The 16,420-nt window shown below is 65.8% G+C and carries 12 protein-coding genes; 9 read left to right on the top strand and 3 right to left on the bottom strand.

The genetic code is table 11. The annotated features are described in order from the left end of the window. Window positions 1–14 precede the first annotated feature (14 nt). The 9 genes from C454_RS11485 (at window position 15) to C454_RS11445 (ending at window position 12,866) form a co-directional block, all read left to right on the top strand. Window positions 15–215: a hypothetical protein gene (locus tag C454_RS11485; protein ID WP_004975735.1), complete on the top strand. Its 201-nt coding sequence runs from the start codon at window positions 15–17 to the stop codon at window positions 213–215. Between the two features lie 260 nt (window positions 216–475). After that, window positions 476–1,279: a DUF502 domain-containing protein gene (locus tag C454_RS11480; protein ID WP_004975733.1), complete on the top strand. Its 804-nt coding sequence runs from the start codon at window positions 476–478 to the stop codon at window positions 1,277–1,279. Window positions 1,280–1,651: 372 nt separating this feature from the next. Beyond that, window positions 1,652–1,828 carry a hypothetical protein gene (locus C454_RS21010; RefSeq protein WP_231608273.1) on the top strand — a complete coding sequence of 59 codons (177 nt, stop codon included), beginning with the start codon at window positions 1,652–1,654 and terminating at the stop codon, window positions 1,826–1,828. A gap of 317 nt (window positions 1,829–2,145) precedes the next feature. Beyond that, on the top strand, window positions 2,146–3,126 hold the full coding sequence (locus C454_RS11470) for a CARDB domain-containing protein (protein WP_004975728.1): 981 nt from the start codon (window positions 2,146–2,148) through the stop codon (window positions 3,124–3,126). Between the two features lie 179 nt (window positions 3,127–3,305). Continuing rightward, window positions 3,306–6,278 carry an FtsX-like permease family protein gene (locus tag C454_RS11465; RefSeq protein WP_004975726.1) on the top strand — a complete coding sequence of 991 codons (2,973 nt, stop codon included), beginning with the start codon at window positions 3,306–3,308 and terminating at the stop codon, window positions 6,276–6,278. Next, the gene (locus tag C454_RS11460; RefSeq protein ID WP_239639932.1) at window positions 6,271–7,935 is read left to right on the top strand and encodes a hypothetical protein; all 1,665 of its coding nucleotides are present in this window, start codon (window positions 6,271–6,273) and stop codon (window positions 7,933–7,935) included. The genes C454_RS11465 and C454_RS11460 overlap by 8 nt, the downstream gene beginning before the upstream one ends. Window positions 7,936–7,984: 49 nt before the next feature. Next, the gene (locus C454_RS11455; protein WP_004975722.1) at window positions 7,985–8,665 is read left to right on the top strand and encodes an ABC transporter ATP-binding protein; all 681 of its coding nucleotides are present in this window, start codon (window positions 7,985–7,987) and stop codon (window positions 8,663–8,665) included. A gap of 15 nt (window positions 8,666–8,680) precedes the next feature. Beyond that, window positions 8,681–11,674, top strand: a complete 2,994-nt coding sequence (locus C454_RS11450; protein WP_004975721.1) for an FtsX-like permease family protein — start codon at window positions 8,681–8,683, stop codon at window positions 11,672–11,674. A 55-nt stretch (window positions 11,675–11,729) separates the two neighbouring features. Continuing rightward, the gene (locus C454_RS11445) at window positions 11,730–12,866 is read left to right on the top strand and encodes a hypothetical protein (protein WP_004975718.1); all 1,137 of its coding nucleotides are present in this window, start codon (window positions 11,730–11,732) and stop codon (window positions 12,864–12,866) included. Window positions 12,867–13,283: 417 nt separating this feature from the next. On the opposite strand, the gene C454_RS20365 is transcribed toward C454_RS11445, so the two are convergent. The 3 genes from C454_RS20365 to C454_RS11435 form a co-directional block, all read right to left on the bottom strand. After that, complete coding sequence (locus tag C454_RS20365) at window positions 13,284–13,718, bottom strand: hypothetical protein (RefSeq protein ID WP_152421538.1); 435 nt, start codon at window positions 13,716–13,718, stop codon at window positions 13,284–13,286. A 249-nt stretch (window positions 13,719–13,967) separates the two neighbouring features. Continuing rightward, window positions 13,968–15,209, bottom strand: coding sequence for a PGF-pre-PGF domain-containing protein (locus C454_RS11440; protein WP_239639930.1), 1,242 nt, complete (start codon window positions 15,207–15,209; stop codon window positions 13,968–13,970). A 3-nt stretch (window positions 15,210–15,212) separates the two neighbouring features. Continuing rightward, entirely contained in the window at window positions 15,213–16,334 is a 1,122-nt protein-coding gene (locus tag C454_RS11435; protein ID WP_239639924.1) for a dockerin type I domain-containing protein, read from the bottom strand. Between the last annotated feature and the right edge of the window lie 86 nt (window positions 16,335–16,420).

The following is a 16,420-nucleotide window of genomic DNA, read 5'->3' as shown; positions in this document are numbered from 1 at the left end:
GCGTTAGTGAAACGATGGCACAAACACTCGAGGTCGCCCCGCACGTGATCACGGAGGGGTCGACCATCCGGCATTCGACGCTGTGTACGGAACAGACGGTGGTGGAAATCGAAGACGAGACCGTCCGGACGATGTACGACGACGAGGAGTTCGTCTACCCGCGCGAGCAGCTCGCGGTCGACCTCTCGGTCGGTCGGTTCGAAGTCGTCTCCTGACCCCCGCCTTCGGGACGGCACGGGCCACCGTCTCGGCTTCCGTCGTCGCTCACGGCTCCCGCGAATCCATCCGGCCCGCTTCGGTCCCCGTTTTCCGTCGTTCTACGCGACTCGCCCGTCGCCTCCCGCCTCGCAAGCGACTCCGCCGCAGCGCGTCTCGAAAATCCAGACGGTTCGACTGCCGACACTATTTTCACGGCCCACATGAATCTCCCGCCGTGTCCTCCGCAGACCCTCCGCGCTCGCCGGGAACGCTCGCCGTGAGCGCCAAAGAGACCGGCCAATCCCTGTACGAACGGGCGTACAACACGCTGCTGACGGGCGTGGCGATCATGATCCCCATCGTCATCACGCTCTACGTCCTCCGGGTCGGCATCGACTTCGTCAGAAACGCCCTCGAACCGTTCATCGACCTGCTCCGCTGGGCGGGCATCATCAGCCGCTTCGAGAGCGTCGAGTTCATCACGCTCCTCATCGACCTCGGTATCTACTCGTTCGTCGTCGACTTCTTCACCGAACTGGTCGCCCTGCTCGTCCTCTTCGCCATCGTCGCGGTCGTGGGGACCGTCGGCCGCAACCAGTACGGCGAGAAAATCATCGGCGTGTTCGACCTCGTCATCTCCTCGATTCCGGGTATCGGCACGGTGTACAAGAGCTTCCGCCGCATGGGCGACGTGGTGCTCGACGAGGGTGCCGACGAGTTCCAGGACGTGAAACTCGTCCAGTGTTTCGACGACGACGTGTACGTGCTCGGCTTCCAGACGGGCGGCTCCCCCGCGACCATCGAACAGTCGACCGGCCACACGGAGATGGTCTCGATGTTTCTCCCGCTCGCGCCCAACCCGGTCACCGGCGGCCTGCTCACCTACATCCCCGCCGACGACGTGTACGACATCGACATGACCGTCGAGGAGGGCGTCCGGAGCATCCTCACGAGCGGCGTCGCGACCGACGAGGATTCGGGCGCGCTCGGCGTGAACATGTCCGAACTCCGCGGCACGGAGCGGTTACAGGACATCCGCGAGTCGATGATTACGAGGGAGCGAAAGGAAAAGCGGGACTGACCGGGCGTCTCTCGCGGGAACGTTGGCGGGCGGCTGTCCACCGCGGCGACCGCGTGTGTTGTCCCCGACGCCACCTTCCGTTCCGACGATAGACCGCTCGCCTCCCACCCCGAATCTGTCAGCGTATCTAATGTTTATATGTCTGCTCTGCGAAGTGTGGTGTGATAGCTTATGGCACCGCCACCACGGGTTCTCGTCTACGGACCACCGCCAGAGCGAGCTTGGCATCCGCGGGGCGACGTCGAAATCCGATACGTGACCGAGACCGCGCCCCTTCGCCGACTCGTCTCATCGAAAGATCCGACGGTCGTCGTCTGTCTCCACGCGCCGCCGTCCTATCGAGGGGGAGTCGCCGCGCGCGTCACTCGGAACGTGGACGATTCCCAACCGCTCGTCGTCACCGGCTGGGAGACGTCTCGTTCGCCCGCGCTCGAAACGGTCGATTCGGACCTCGTGAAAACGGTCGGACTCCCGGACGACGAACCGCTCCCGGAAGCGCTGTTCGACGTCGTCGACAAAGTCGGTGCCGGCCTCGACGCCCACGCGTGACGCGGGCTCATTCACCCCCTCGGCGACTGCCAAGCGGCGGAAGTGGCAACCCTCCGACTGACCGTAACAATTAGCATGGTTGATTCTTCTTGTCATATCGTGAACGTCGAGTAATCACGTGCTCGCACGGCGATTCACGGCAGTACGACGCGTGAGGGGCTGCTGCCGACCGCCGTTACCGACGGCTTCGCGCAATCCACGCCGTGCGTGATCCGTGATAGTTCGACGGACAACCCGAAACCAACTATGAGTTCTTCGAACACGCCCGGTTCAACGCGAGTCGTCTGGACAGCGCCCAACCGTTTGGGGGATGCGACATGAAACTGAACGCGCGCCACGGCTACCTTCTGCTTCTGGTTTTCGCGCTCGCTGTCGCGCCAGGGGTGAGCGCCGCGGCCGGGTCGACGGACGTCGCACTCGAACCGACGGGTCAGACGGTTACGAACGGCGAGGCGGCGACGTTCGACGTGGTCGTGACGAACGCCTCGGGCGGCGTCGGCGCGGCCAATATCTCGTTCTCGGTCGCGAACGATACTGCGGCTATCACGCAGGTCGCGTTCAGCCACGAGGCGGCGGAGGTCAACACGACGTACGCGAGTGACAACAGCTCCGCGATGCTCACCGGCTACGGGCTCGATACGAACCAGACCGGCCACGTGGTCGTCGCCACCGTCACGGTCGAAGGGAACGCGACGAGCACGGCCGAAACCATGGTCACGCCCGAGGTCAACGCGCTGGGCGACGAGGACGGTAACGACTACAGCATCGGCGATGAGCGGTCCGCACAACTCGAGATAACGACCTCCTCGTCTGGCGGCGGCGGTGGCTCCGGTGACGATGGAGACGATAGCGATGGTGGCGGTGACTCCGGCGGCGGCGACGGCGACACGGCGTCGACGACCGTCACCAACCTCTCAGTCGCGACGACCGACGTCGAAACCGGCGAGAGCGTCGAAGCCACGGCGACCGTCCTGAACGACGGGGACGTGACGACGAACGCGACGGTCAATCTCACGGTCGATGGGTCGATTGAGTCGACCAAGACCGTCACCGACCTCGAACCCGGCAACGAATCGACGGTCGTGTTCCTCCCGGCGTTCCAGCAGGCGGGGACGTACAACCTCTCTGTCGGGGGCGAATCGGCGACGATCACGGTCGCCGAGCCGACCACGACCTCCGACCCGGTGACGACCGAGACGCCGACGGAGACGGAGAGCCAAGCGCCAGGGTTCGGCGTGTTGCCGGCGCTCGTCTCGCTGGTTGCGCTCATCGGTGCGGCGCGTCTGCGGGCTAACTAACACCTCGATTCAGTCGCGCTCTGCGTGACGGGTCGAGGCCCTGCGGCGCAACCGATTTTGACTGCGCCGGCGGTCATCGGCAGCTTCGAACTGCCGTGTGAGTGTCGTCTGACCGATGAGTCAGCGGAACCACACACACTTAATGTGAGCGCTCGCGAGTCTCGCGATAGAGAACACTAATGGGCTACCGTCGAGCGCTTTCGTTCAGTTGGGAGACGCGCGACACACTCGCCGTGCTCGTCATCGCCCTCACCGTCTCTTTTCTCGTCGGTGCCGCCATTCTCGGCGTCTCGCTCGGCCAGCAGACGACGACCATCTCCGACGAGTTCGGGACGAGCTATCACGTCGAGCGCGTTGACTCCCCGTCGAGCGTCGCGGACGCGAGCGGGTCCGACTCCGACGTCCGACTCGTCCTCGTTGGGGCGACCGTCGACGGGACGCCCGCGACGGTTGTCGGCGTCCCGCCGGGCGTCTCGGAACTCACCGTCCGGGGGCAAACAATCGACTTCCCCCGTCCGGACCCCGGAACGCTCGCCGTCGTCGGCGGACCGCCCGCCGGCGAGACCGTCTCGCTCGCAACGGACGAGACGGCGACGTCGGTCACGGTTACGGACCGCTCCGGCCATCAGGTCCTCCGAGACGGCTGGTATCTCACCCGTGCCGAGACGGTTTCAGCGTTCGAGGCGACCGAGGTGGTCACCATCGAACGGACGGACGGCGCACCGGCGACGCCGCTGTTGTCGGCGCTCCAGTTTTTCGTCCGCGGGACCGACCAACTGGTCCGCCTGCTCCAACTCGCGACGCTCGCGAGCGGCATTCTCGTCGGGGTGACGACGTACAGCGTCATCCGACTCACGGTCAAGGAGCGACGCCCGGACATCGCCGTGCTCCGCTCGACGGGCGCGACGCCGCGGCAAATCGTCGGCGTGTACACGCTCCGCGCCATCACGCTCGCGGCCGTCGGACTGGCGCTCGGATACAGCATCGGCGTCATCCTCGTCCGTGCGGTCCTGAACGCGGCGGTTTACGCCGGCCTCCCGACCTCCCTTGCGCTCGCACTTACGCCGCCGGTCATCCAACTGCTCGGACTGGCGACCGCCGTGCTGCTCGTCGCCGGCGTCGTCGCCGGCCTGACAGCGTCGTACCCAGAGGCGACGAAACCGCTGGACCGACTGTCGTCGTCGGGTCAGTCCGCCGACGACCAGTCGCGGTCGCCGCTCGCAGGACTCTTCGAGACGCGATTGCTCGGGTGGGAGGCGACCGTCCCCACCGTCGCAACGCTGAGCGTGTTCATGGGCGTGGTGCTGTTGCTGTCGGCCGTTATCGGCGCGGTCGGCCCGCTTTCGGGCGTCGGCCAACAGACGATTACGGAGCCGGACGCACCCCATCCCATCGCGAGTAACGTCCCGGAATCGTACGCGTCTGCGCTCCGCAGTCAGGGCGTCGCGGTCAGTCCGGAGATTCTCCTCTTCGAGGTGTACCGAAACACGCCGTTCGTCGCGCGGGGGGTGAACTACTCCGCGTACGAGTCGCTGGCGCACACGGCGCTGACGACGGGACGGGAACCGACCGGAGACGACGAGGCGCTCATCGGGGCGAGTCTCGCCGAGGCGACCGGCCTCGGTGTCGGCGACACGCTCGTTCTCGGGGGCAGCACGACGCCCGGCATCACGCGAATCGAAATCGTGGGCCGGTTTGCGGGCACCGGCGTCCAAGACGACCAACTCCTCGTGTCGCTGGACACGGCGCGCCACCTCACGACGACTGGGCGAGACGGGGTTCAGTTCATCAGAACCAGCGGCCTCGCCAGCGGAGACGCGAACGCGTCGACAATCGTGGTCACGGACGCGACGGTCACGCGCCGAGACGGGAGCTTCGGCGTCGCCGTCGAGGCCACGAATCTCGGGCTGAGCGACGCCTCCCGGTCCGTCTCCGTCACGCTCGGGGACGCGACTGCGAAGACCGCACTCTCGGTGCCCAGTCGCCGGTCGAAGACGACGTTCGTCGCGTTCGAGACGCCGCCTGCGGGGACCGTTTCTCTCTCCGTGGCCGACGTGACCAAGTCGGTGACGGTCGACGAGCGAGGCCGCGTCGTCGAGTCGCTCGGCGTGAGCGTTCCCGCGTCGATACCGGTCGGGGGCGCGCCGCGAATCAGCGTCTCGCGGGGCGGCGAGCCGGTCGCGAACGCGACGGTTTCGGTCGATGGCCAGCGCCGAACGACGGACGCGAGCGGGACGGCCCGCGTCCGGTTCAACGAGACGGGGACGTACGTCGTGTCCGCGCGTGCCGGCTCCCAACAGCGTAACACCACGGTGACCGTCTCCGAGGACGCGACTCGGCGGCCGGTCCAGACGCTCTCTCTCTCGCCGCAGACGCCGACGCTGTTCACGTCGCCGACGGTGACGGCGCGGCTCACCAACCCGTGGACACAGCGACTGAACACGACCGTGACTATTCGGGGTCCGGGGACTGACGTCGAACGGGCCGTCTCGCTCGCACCGGGCGGGAGTCGTCGCGTCTCGGCGACTCTCCCACAGCGCCCGGCCGGAGAGTACACCGTCTCGTCGCAGGTCGGCGCGAGCGAACCGGCCACGCTCACGTATCGCGTCCGCGGCGACGAGCGGTTGGCGACCGCGCTCGCGGGGAGCGGTCGCTACACGAGCGGCGGCGGCATCGCGCAGGCGATTCAGCTCGTCTTCGGGAACCTCGAAGTGCTCCTCGCCGCGGTCGTCGCGCTGGTGAGCCTCATGACCGTCGGGAGCACGACCGCCGCGTTCACGCGGAGCACCTACGGCGTTCGGAAGACCATCGGCGTGTACCGCGCGACCGGGGCGCGCCGGACCGACATCCTCCGGCTCGTCCTCTTCGACACGCTCAAAGTCGGACTCGTCGCTTCGGCCGCCGCCTTCGTCATCGCCACCGCGGCCGTGACGGCGCTTCTGTCGGTCGGCGAACTCCGCGTGTTCGGCGTGGCGCTCACGCCGGCGTTCTCGCCCGGCGTCATCGCCGGGATGGTGCTCGCGGGCCTCGGCCTCGCGGTCGCGAGCGCGTGTCTCGCGACGGGCTATCTGTTGCTGCAGGACCCCGCGGCACTCTTAGTGGATAGACATATACCGACGCCCGAGGGAGAGGGTAGTATCACCAATGAGTAACGGACGCCGCCGCGGATTCGTGATTCTCATCGCGGGTGTCGCCCTCGCGTTCGCCCTCCGTGCTCTCCCGCTTTATTGGAGCGGCCTTCCATCGACGCTCGACGGATTCGACTACGCGTGGTTAGCGAAGACGGCCACGGAGACGGGTTCGCTCCCGCTCACGCAGCGGGCGGACAACCTCGTGTTCAGCACGTACCTGAGCGTCGTGTCGCTGGTCACCGACGCCGTTCCCGTCCGTGCGATTCAGCCGCTCGCGACCGTCGTCGGCGGGGTTATCTGTTTCGTCGGCGGCGTCGTCGCTCGCCGCGTGCTCCGCGACAGCGGGTCGAGCGACGGGACCGCCACCGCGGTCGGCGCGGTGACGGCGACGCTCCTCGCCATTCAGGGGCTGTTCCTCCGTCGGACCACGGTTCCCGACGAGGAGATTCTCGGCATCCTCCTCGTGATTACGCTCGCGTTCTGTCTGCACCTCGCGTTGCGGAGTCGGCTCCGCCGCTGGTGGCTCGTCGTCGGGCTCTTGCTCGTCGTGTTCCCGATGACGCACACGTTTTCGACGTTCATCGCCGCGCTCGTCGTGACCGCGCTCGTCGTGCGCCACGTCTCCGTGCGGCTGTCGCTCCGCTCGGTGCTCGGTCCGGGCGTGCTCGCGGTCGCTTTCTGGGCGTACATGTTCTCGTACTACCGCTTCGCCGAGTCGTCGACGACGCTCAGCGTCCCGTACGTGAACCGAGTCATGGCCTATCCCGGGCTCTTCCTCGCGTGGCTCGTCCTCCTCGCCATCGGCATCGTGTGGGTCCAACAGACGGGCCGCCGGGTCAAACAGGTCTCGTATCTCGCCGTCGTCGGGTCGTTTTTCGGCATCGTCGGGCTCAACGCCGTCTCGCCGATATTCCCGGGGACGACCCAGACGCCGCCGCTCATCTTGGGGCTCGTCGCGATTCTCGGCGTGTTCGCGGTGACCGCCGCCTTCGGACTCGAACTGTTCGAGTCGTACCGCGGCGGCGCGATACCGACGGCGATGTTCCTCGCGCCGGTCACCATCATCGGGTTCGGCCTCACCGCGTCGCTCACGCCCGAGTACTACGACACGGTCATGCGCGCGCAGACGTTCCTTCACATCCCGGCGGCGATGCTCGTCGGAGTTGTCCTCGTTCGCCTCCTTCAGGCCGCATCGGGGTCGACCGCCGGGCGCACGCTCCGCCTCGGGCTCGTCGCGCTCGTGCTCGTGTCGACAGTCGCGACCGCACCGCTCGCGTACCTCACGATGGACACGGCGACCGTCCCGTCGACGACCTACGAGTCCGAGTTCGACGGCGTCAAATTCGCCTCCACGCACACCGACTCGCCGTGGTTGAGCGACCACTCGCTGACGCGGGTCGGGGCGAACTACTTCAAGGCGCAGGTCGGCTACAGCGCCGTCGCGAACTGGCTCTCGGGCGGACCGAGCCCGGACTGTCTCGTCATCTCGCAACGCTCGTGGACGACGACCGGTGCGCACCTCTTCCCGAACGCCCCGGAGACCGTCTCGGCGACCGCGTACGCCGAGTGGACCGCGACGCGGAACGTCGTCTACGCCAACACCGGGAACGACCCCGTGGTGGTGTCCCGGCCGGTCGGAAACGCGACGTGCGCGGCCGCGACGAACCGGACGGTCTGACCGAGCACCCATACACTATACATACGTGAAGCATGAAGGGAGCATATCGATGACGGGCCCCGTACTGCGTGGCGATTCGCTCACCGTCGAACGTGGTGACTCCACCATTCTCGCGGACGTCTCCATCACCGTCGAGCCTGACACCTCCCTCCTCATTCAAGGACCGAGCGGTGCCGGGAAGACGACGCTGTTCAACGTCCTCGGACTGCTCAGTACCCCGACCAGCGGCTCGCTCTACGTCCACGGCGACGACACGAGCGCGCTCCCCGAGCGGAAACGCGCCGTGTTACGGCGGGACGCGATCGGATTCGTGTTCCAGGACTTCCAGCTCATCCCGGACCTGACCGCGTGGGATAACGCCGCGCTGCCGCAGGACCACACCCGGAGCCGAGACGAGGCGTGGCTCGACACGCTGTTCGACGCCCTCGACATCTTGGACCTCAAAGACCAGTATCCGGCGACGCTCAGCGGCGGGGAGAAACAGCGCGTCGCCATCGCCCGCTCCCTCGCGAACCGGCCGGACGTCGTCTTCGCCGACGAGCCGACGGGGCAACTCGACCCCGAAACCGCAGCGCGCGTCCTCGACCTCCTGTTCCGCGTCAAGGACCAGACGGACACCGCGCTCGTCGTGATCAGCCACGACCCCACGCTGTCCGACCAGTTCGAAGAGACGCACGTGCTGATAGACGGCTCGCTCCGCCGGAAACCGGACGAGTTCATCCGTCAATGAACCGCCTCGGATAACATGCGCTATGCGACAGCGCTCCTCTCGAGGTGGTCGCGCCGCGAGTGGCTGAGCATCGCGGTCGTCGCCGTCACGACAGCGTTTCTCCTCGGTTCCGCGCTGTTGTTGCTCACGGCGGCCACCTACACCGGCACCCTCAGTTCCGACCTCTCGAGTTCGGCGACGGTCACCTACGAACAGTCGTACGACGACGCCGTTGCGGCCGCGTCCGCCGACGAGGTCGTCATCGCGGTCACGACAGTTTCACTGCCGGACGGCGAGACGCGCCGAGTCGTCGGGGTACCGCCGGACGCGCCGCGAACGATTTCCGGTGCGTCGGTCTCGTGGCAAGCCGCGACGCTCCCGAGACCGCCGAAAGACGGTGTCTCGGCCCCGGTATCGACGGTCCATCTGATAGAGCTGTCCGGCCCTGAAAATACCGTGTCGACGTCCGTCTCGCCGCACCGCGTCGACGAAACGCTGTTTCCCGACTCGTGGTACGTCGCGGACACCGATACCGTCCAGCAGTTGGGGACGAGCGGTGCCTTGGTGTTCGACACCGGGAGTTCGGGTGCACCGTCGTCACCGACGACCGTCCCGCTCATCGCGGCGCTCCCGTTTCTGGCGGGCGGTATCACGCAGGTCGTCCGGACGCTCTCGGTCGCCGCGTTCGCCGGCGGGCTCTTGATTCTCGTCGTCGTGTACAACGTCACGAAGATGTCGATTCGGGACCGGACCCGTCTCATCGGCGTCGCCCGCGCGACCGGAGCGTCGCCGCAGCGCATCCTCTCGATTATCCTCGGGCGCGTGCTGTCGCTCACGTTCGTCGGGGTCGCGTTGGGATACGCGCTCGGCGTAATCGTGACCAACGGCGTCGTCAACGCCGCGACGTACGTGGGCCTCCCGGTGTCGATTCAGACGAACGTGACCGCGGATATCGCGTTTTCGCTCCTCGGCATCGCCGGGTTCCTCCTCGTGATGGGCCTCTTCGCCGGGGTCCTCGCGGCGCTTCCGGTCGTCCGCGGCGACCCGAAGTTCGACCAAACACACCGGGCCACCAGTCGATGGCCGCAGCCGATTCGCCGATTCCAAGCGGTCGCCTCGCCGACGCTCGTCGATTGGCGGGCGTTCACCCCGACGGCGGCGACGCTCGCCGTCTTCATGCTCATCATCCTACTGACGGGGTCGATTGGCGGCGCGCTCGCGCCGCTCGCCACAACGTCGAGCGGGACGGTCGTCGAGAGCGGTGCCGCACACCCCCTCAACAGCCGCATCGACGAGAACTACGCGACGGTCCTCCGCTCGTACGGTATCACGGCGAGCCCGGAGGTCATCTACGCGCAGACCCGAGGCCGGACGCCGTACCTCGTTCGCGGGGCGAACTACACCGCGTTTAGCTCGGTCACCGACGCGTCGTTAGTCGCGGGGACGGCCCCACAGCGCGCCGACGAGGCCGTCGTCGGGACCGACCTCGCGCGGACGCTCGGGCTCGAAGTCGGAGAGACGGTGACGCTCGGGGGGAGCGTCACGCCCGGCGTCAGACGTGTCACAATCGTCGGGACGTTCGCCGGAAGCGGCGTGACGAACGACCAGCTCGTCGTCCCGCTCGAGACGACACAGCCGCTGGCGACGGGTCCCGGAACGGTTCACCTGATTCGGACGAAGAACGCGTCTTCGAGGCTCACGTCCCTGCAGAACCGCTCGTCGGGACTGCTCGTGACGAGCCTCTCGGGACCGTCCGAGGTCCGGACGAACGCGACGTATCGCTTCGGCGCGACGGTCCGAAACCTCGGGTCCACCACCGCGAGTGAAACGGTTACGGTCCGCGTGGGGAACCGAACGCTCGAACGAGACGTGACGCTCGGGAGCGACGAATCGACCCAACTGTCGTTCGAGACGAGCTTCGAGACCGCGGGGACGTACGAACTCGCGACCGACGGCGTCACCCGCTCGGTGACGGTGTACCGGCCGAACACGCTTCAGCTCCCGTCCGAGTACCCGACGCGCGCGCCGCCGGGGTCCACGCTCGTCGTACCGGCGACGACGCCGAACGAGTCCGTGGTCTCCGGTGTGACCGTCACGCTCGACGGCCGGAGCGCGACGACGGACGCCCGCGGCGGCGTGCCCATCCGGGTTCCCGAAGAGCCGGGCACGTACACGCTCCGGCTCTCGAAAGACGGCTACGTCCCGGAAGAACACACGCTCACCGTGGAACGCGGCGCGCCGCAGCGACTCGGCGGGCGGTTGACGGTCTCGCCGTCCACCGGGTCGCGACTCACGAACCCGACGGTGACCGCACGCGTCGCCAACCCGTGGGGCCGCTTCCTCGTCCGCAACCTCACCCTCGTCTCGCCGGGTGGGACCCAGACGCGGACCCTCGAACTGACCGCCGGAAACGTCTCGGAGATCGAACTGTCGGCGTCCGAGGTCGGACTCGGTGACGACCCGCCGCCGGGCACGTACGACCTCCGATTGGTCGTCGACGGGACGGTCATCTCGACGGCGACCTACCGCGTCACCGGCGACGAGCGCGTCGCGGCGACGCTCAGCAGTCGCGGCGAGTACACCGAGGGAACCGGTATCGGCCGGGCCATCGAGAACGTCTTCGGAAACGTGCAGTTGCTGTTCGTCGTGCTCGTCTCGCTCGCCGGGTTGAGCACCATCGGCGGCACGACCGCGACGTTCGCGCAGGCGGTGCACGCGAACCGCCGCGTCATCGGCATCTACCGCGCGACCGGCGCGAGCAGACGACGGATTCTCGCCTTGCTCGCGGCCGACGCCGTCCGTCTCGCGATTCCCGCGGCGGTCCTCTCGTTCGGCCTCGCGGCGGCGCTCCTGTGGGTGCTCGCGCGGGTCGACGTGCTCGTCGTCTTCGGGATTCGACTCGCCGTCCCGTTCACTCCCCTGTTGGTCGCCGCGTCCGCCCTCGGCGCGGTCTGTCTCGCGGTCTGTAGCGCCGTCATCGCGGCGACGCCCTTCGTTCGGTTCGACGTCGGGCGGTTGCTCCACCGCTGACTGTTCGACTCGCCATGACAATGCACTTACCCCAGACGACTGTAGAGGCTGGCACATGCACTCGTCCCGTGCCCTCCTCTTGGCGCTCGTGTTGGTGTGTTCGGCGGTCGCCCCGTTGACGGCGGCACAGAGCGCCGACTACGACGTCGACATCGACGGCGACCTCGACATCCCGGACCGAACGATTTCGACTCAGTGGGGAGACCAGACCATCGAAGCCATCGGCAGCGCGTCGGAAGACGGCTACCTCTCCGTTTCGACCGACGGCCCGTCCGGTGACTCGTACTCCATCCGTGTCGTCGACAGTCAACAGCGACTCCGTGACAGCCAGTACGTCGACGGCGGCTCCGCCTCGGCGTCGTTCTCGCTCGATCGCTACGACCCCGGTACGTACGCAATCGCGCTCACGAACGGAACTGAAACCGTCTACGCGGTCGAACCGTTCATCATCAACGGGTTCGACGTCGAACAGACCGCGGCGGACCGCGTCGAATCGGACGACGAACTCCTCGTGGAAGTGAACCTCTCCAAAGTCAGCAACGACGTCGAATCGCCGCCGGCCGGCGTCGAGGTCGTTCTCGGGAACGAGTCGACGTCTGTCCGCACGACCGCGACCCGACAGACGGGGTTGAACTACACGGCGACGGTCGACGTCGCGTCGCTCTCGACGGGCGACTATCGGCTCTATTCGGCCGCCCAGACCGGCGACGAAGTGTTCGGTGAACCCGAACTCGTCGCGGTGAGCGGAACCCAGTCCGTGAGCGTCGTCGAGGAAGGGTCGCTCGAAGACTCGGACTCGACGGACGGGTCCGACGACACGACGACCACGGAGACGACCGAGACCGCAACGTCGGCCCCAACCAACGAGTCCACCACAGCCAATACGACCGCGGGGAACTCCGGAGGGAGTTCGGCGGAGACGACTGACTCGCCGACGCCCACGGACGATGGGAACGACGCGGATGACGCGGACGACGCAGATGAAGAGAACGACCCGGACGAAGACGACCAGTCGGCTTCGACGACGGAATCCACGGATACGTCCGGAACGGAGACCTCGACGCAAACCGCAGCGCCCTCGACGACTGAAACCACGACCGAAACCGCAGTTCCCCTCTGGGGGCCGGTCGGGATTGCACTCGTCTGTGTCGTCGGGCTCGTCGGCGTCAGTCTCCTGCGTCGCCGCTCCTAATCGAGACGGCCGACTGCGCTCCTCGCGTGTTCTTCTTTTCGACGGACTGAGCCGACGCTGGTCGCTGAGTCACGTCGCGCCCCATCGCACGCAGAGCGAATCGTGCCTCTCACACGGCCCGGTGGATGGACGAGAACTCCGATTCGGTCGCTGTTTCAGTATAACGAGTCAGCGTCAGGACCCACGCCAAGCGTACCACGACCGTGGCTCACACCCGTAGCTGACACCGTGCGTTAGGTTCTGTTGGTGCCCGAGAATTTGAATTTGATACGTACGGCGTGACACAGACGGAGGATGAGTTCATCACGTCCTCAACATTCTACGGTCAATTTGTCAGAACTGGCTCATCGGATTGAATGATCTCATCTTCGATGAATTTAGCCCAGAAGCGTTCCCACGAGATTACTTACAATTGCTTCAACAATCATTCGAAGAGAAAAATGAAACACGAGGTTCGTCAGTACGATCAATAACTGCCAAAACCTCATGACATCCTTTGTCTTGTTCATCAAGTGTGAGAGAACTCCACGATGTTTGAGCGTCAAGTCTTACGTGAATTGCGAACGTTGCAGAACCTTCTGGCCACTCGTCCTTGATGACTCTGCTGTCAACCTTCGTGATATCTGTCTGCTGATTTGCCGCTTGTTTCAATTCAAATGAAGACCAGGACACGATCTCGTCATTACGCTCAATAAGTAAGTGAGCTGTATGTTGTTCCGGCCGTTGATTGAAAATCTCCACCTGACTGAGGCTGGTACTTGATTGTTCCAAGAAAGAAGTGCACCCGGCAAGACTCGTAGTGAGAGCTGCACCACCCAGTTGGAGGACTTTTCTCCGAGGGACACCTTGCATCATTTCAGAACACTAACAAAGCCTTCAAAAACGTTCTGTTCACACATTGGGTTGAGAAATTTCACACGCGGTTGCTTATTCGATAACCTGAATTACAATTCAACCTTGCAAGACTTGCGCCCTGTATTCACCACGGACGCAACAAACTAGCAGTACGGATTTCAACAGCGCCGTACGTGACTCTCTGATTCGGAAGCGAGTCGTCCGCACACGTCGAGCCAAAAAAGAACCGAGAGCGGTGACGCGACGTTAGTCGCGTCGCACCGCGATGAGCGCGATTGCGACGAGCGCAATCAGCGCGGCGGTGACGCCGAAGCCGGGAATGACCGAGTCGGTCGTCGTCGGCTCTCCGGTCGTCGTCTCGTCGTCGAAGCCGGAGGTTCCGTCGTCCGTTGTGGTGTCGTCACCATCGTCGTCAGACGTGGTGGTGTCGTCACCACCGTCGTCTGCCGTCGTCGTCACGGCCTGCTTCGAGGTCACGGCGAAGTACGAGAAGCCGGGCGTATCGACTTCCAGTACGACCCGTCCGTCGCCCTCGCTCACGACGCGCGTGTCGAGGGTCTCCCACTCACCGCTTTCGTCGTTGTAGCGTTCGACTGCGAGGTCCTGCGCCGTGATACCGAGTTCGTCGAGCCGGTCTTGTCTCACGCTCAGCGTGATGGTCGACGGCGAGTCGCTGAGGGATTTCGGGACGTCGATTTGGACGTAGCCGATCGCGGCGTTCGACGGTCGACCGACCGTTCCGGGGAGGCTCGTCCGCTCGCGGACGATGACCTCGCCGGTTCCCTGGCTGCCGAACGCCACGTCGACGTTCGTCACAGTGGCACCGTCCGGGAGCGACGCGCTGACCTGCGAACCGTAGAAGAGCCGGACGCTCTCGTAGGTTCCGCTGTTCGGAACGGATCCGCCGCCACCGCCACCGCCGCCACCGCCGCTCGACGGTGCTTCGGTGGTCGGCGTCGACGGCGTCGGCGTCGATGGGGTCGGCGTACTACCGTCGACGTTGTTCACATCGACGGTCGTCGTGTCGCCGCTGTGCGACAGGAGGTTTCCTCTCGTGTCCGTGATCGATTCGACGGTGACGTCGATGGACGCGGCGGTGTCGCTCCCGACGGACTGCGCGCTCACCGTCAGGTCCGCGAGCGAGACGTTTCCGGTCGAGCCGGAGGTCTCACCCGTGTACCCGACGACGGTGAGCTTTCCGTTGCCGTGGTCGGTCGTCTCCACGTTGAACCGGGAGTTCCCGGCGACCGAGACGTCGACCAGGCTGTCGTCGTAGCTGATGTTCAGTTCGTACGACCCGATGCCGTCCGCGTCCTCGACGTTGTACGCAGTGAGCGTCGCCGTCGAGTCCGCGGAGCGCTCGTCGAGCGAGCCGACGGCGTCGACCGAGACGGTCTTGGCCGTCGCGGCACCGGCACCACCGACGCCGACTGCACTGACGAGCATGGCGGCGCACATCGCTACTGCGAGTAGCTGTTTCGTGTTCATGAGTTATGCACCTCCGATGGTGTAGTCGGCATCGCGGTTGTTCTCGCTGTACTGCTGGACGAGCATCGCGTCGACCGCGTTGACCTGCCCGTCGCCGTTGACGTCGCCGTAGGCGGCGTCGGAGCCGCTCGAAGCGGCCTGTGCGATTGCGGACGCGTCGTCCGCGTCAACGTCGCCGTCGAGGTCTGCGTTCCCGAGTTCGTAGCCTTCGAACTCCACGGAGACCTGCGTCGCGACGCCAGTCTGGTTGAGCTGAACTCGCGTCTCACCGTCGACCGTCGTCTGGTCGACGAGGTTCGCGTCCGTCGTCGCGACGCCGTTCCCGCGGAGCGGCGTGTCGCTCGGCGGTGCGATGTCGTAGACGACCGTGCCGTCACTCTTCGAGATGGTCACCGACACCGTCGTGTTGACGGGTGTCTTCGCGTTCCCGTCCGATTCCGAGGTCGAGTCACCGACGAGCGACGGCGCGTCGCCGACGTAGGCGACCGGCTGGATGCTGTCGTCGCCGTCGACGAAGGTGACAGACGCCGTCTCGGAGATGCCGACGCCGACGGTGAACTCGGGCGCGTTCGTCAGGCTCGCGCCGACCGTGTGGTCGCCTTCGAGCACCGTCTCGCTGACCGAGTCGGCTTGGTTCTGACCGTCGAGGACGACGGACGCGCCACTGACGGCGTTTCCGTCGTTGTCAACGACGCTCGCGTTGACCGTCCCGACGCCGCTCACGTCGAGCTGTTCGGTCGTCCGAACGTTGTTCGGCTCGTTGTACAGCGGGCGCGCGTCGGCGGTCAGCGATGTCGTCCCCGCCGACGAGACGGTCACGTTGAAGTGGTACGTCCGGGATTCCCCGGCCGGCACCACTTCGCCCGTGATGGTCAGGGAGTCGCCGGTCGAAATCGTACTCTGCTGGACGGCCGCGTCCCGCAGGTCCGACGTGTCGTTCACGTAGACCGCGTCTTCGGCCCCGTTCGGGAGGCCGACCGGACTGCTGATCGGGACCTCAACGAGCGGGTTGAGTAGCGCGGTGTCGTCGTTGTTCGTAACCGTTACTGCAATCGTCTGGTTGCCGTTCGTGCTGAGGTCGTCCGGCGCGTCGATGTCGACGCTGAACGGATCCGCAGCAGACACAACGCCCGGACCGACACCGAACGATATCGATGCCACGACCAGGAGGGCAGCCAGTGTCATTGAGAGTTTTCGTGTCATCGTTCTCC

Origin of the sequence: Haloferax gibbonsii ATCC 33959 (genome assembly GCF_000336775.1) — an archaeon.
Taxonomy (GTDB): Archaea; Halobacteriota; Halobacteria; order Halobacteriales; family Haloferacaceae; genus Haloferax; species Haloferax gibbonsii.
This window is presented reverse-complemented; position numbering and strand designations above follow the sequence as displayed.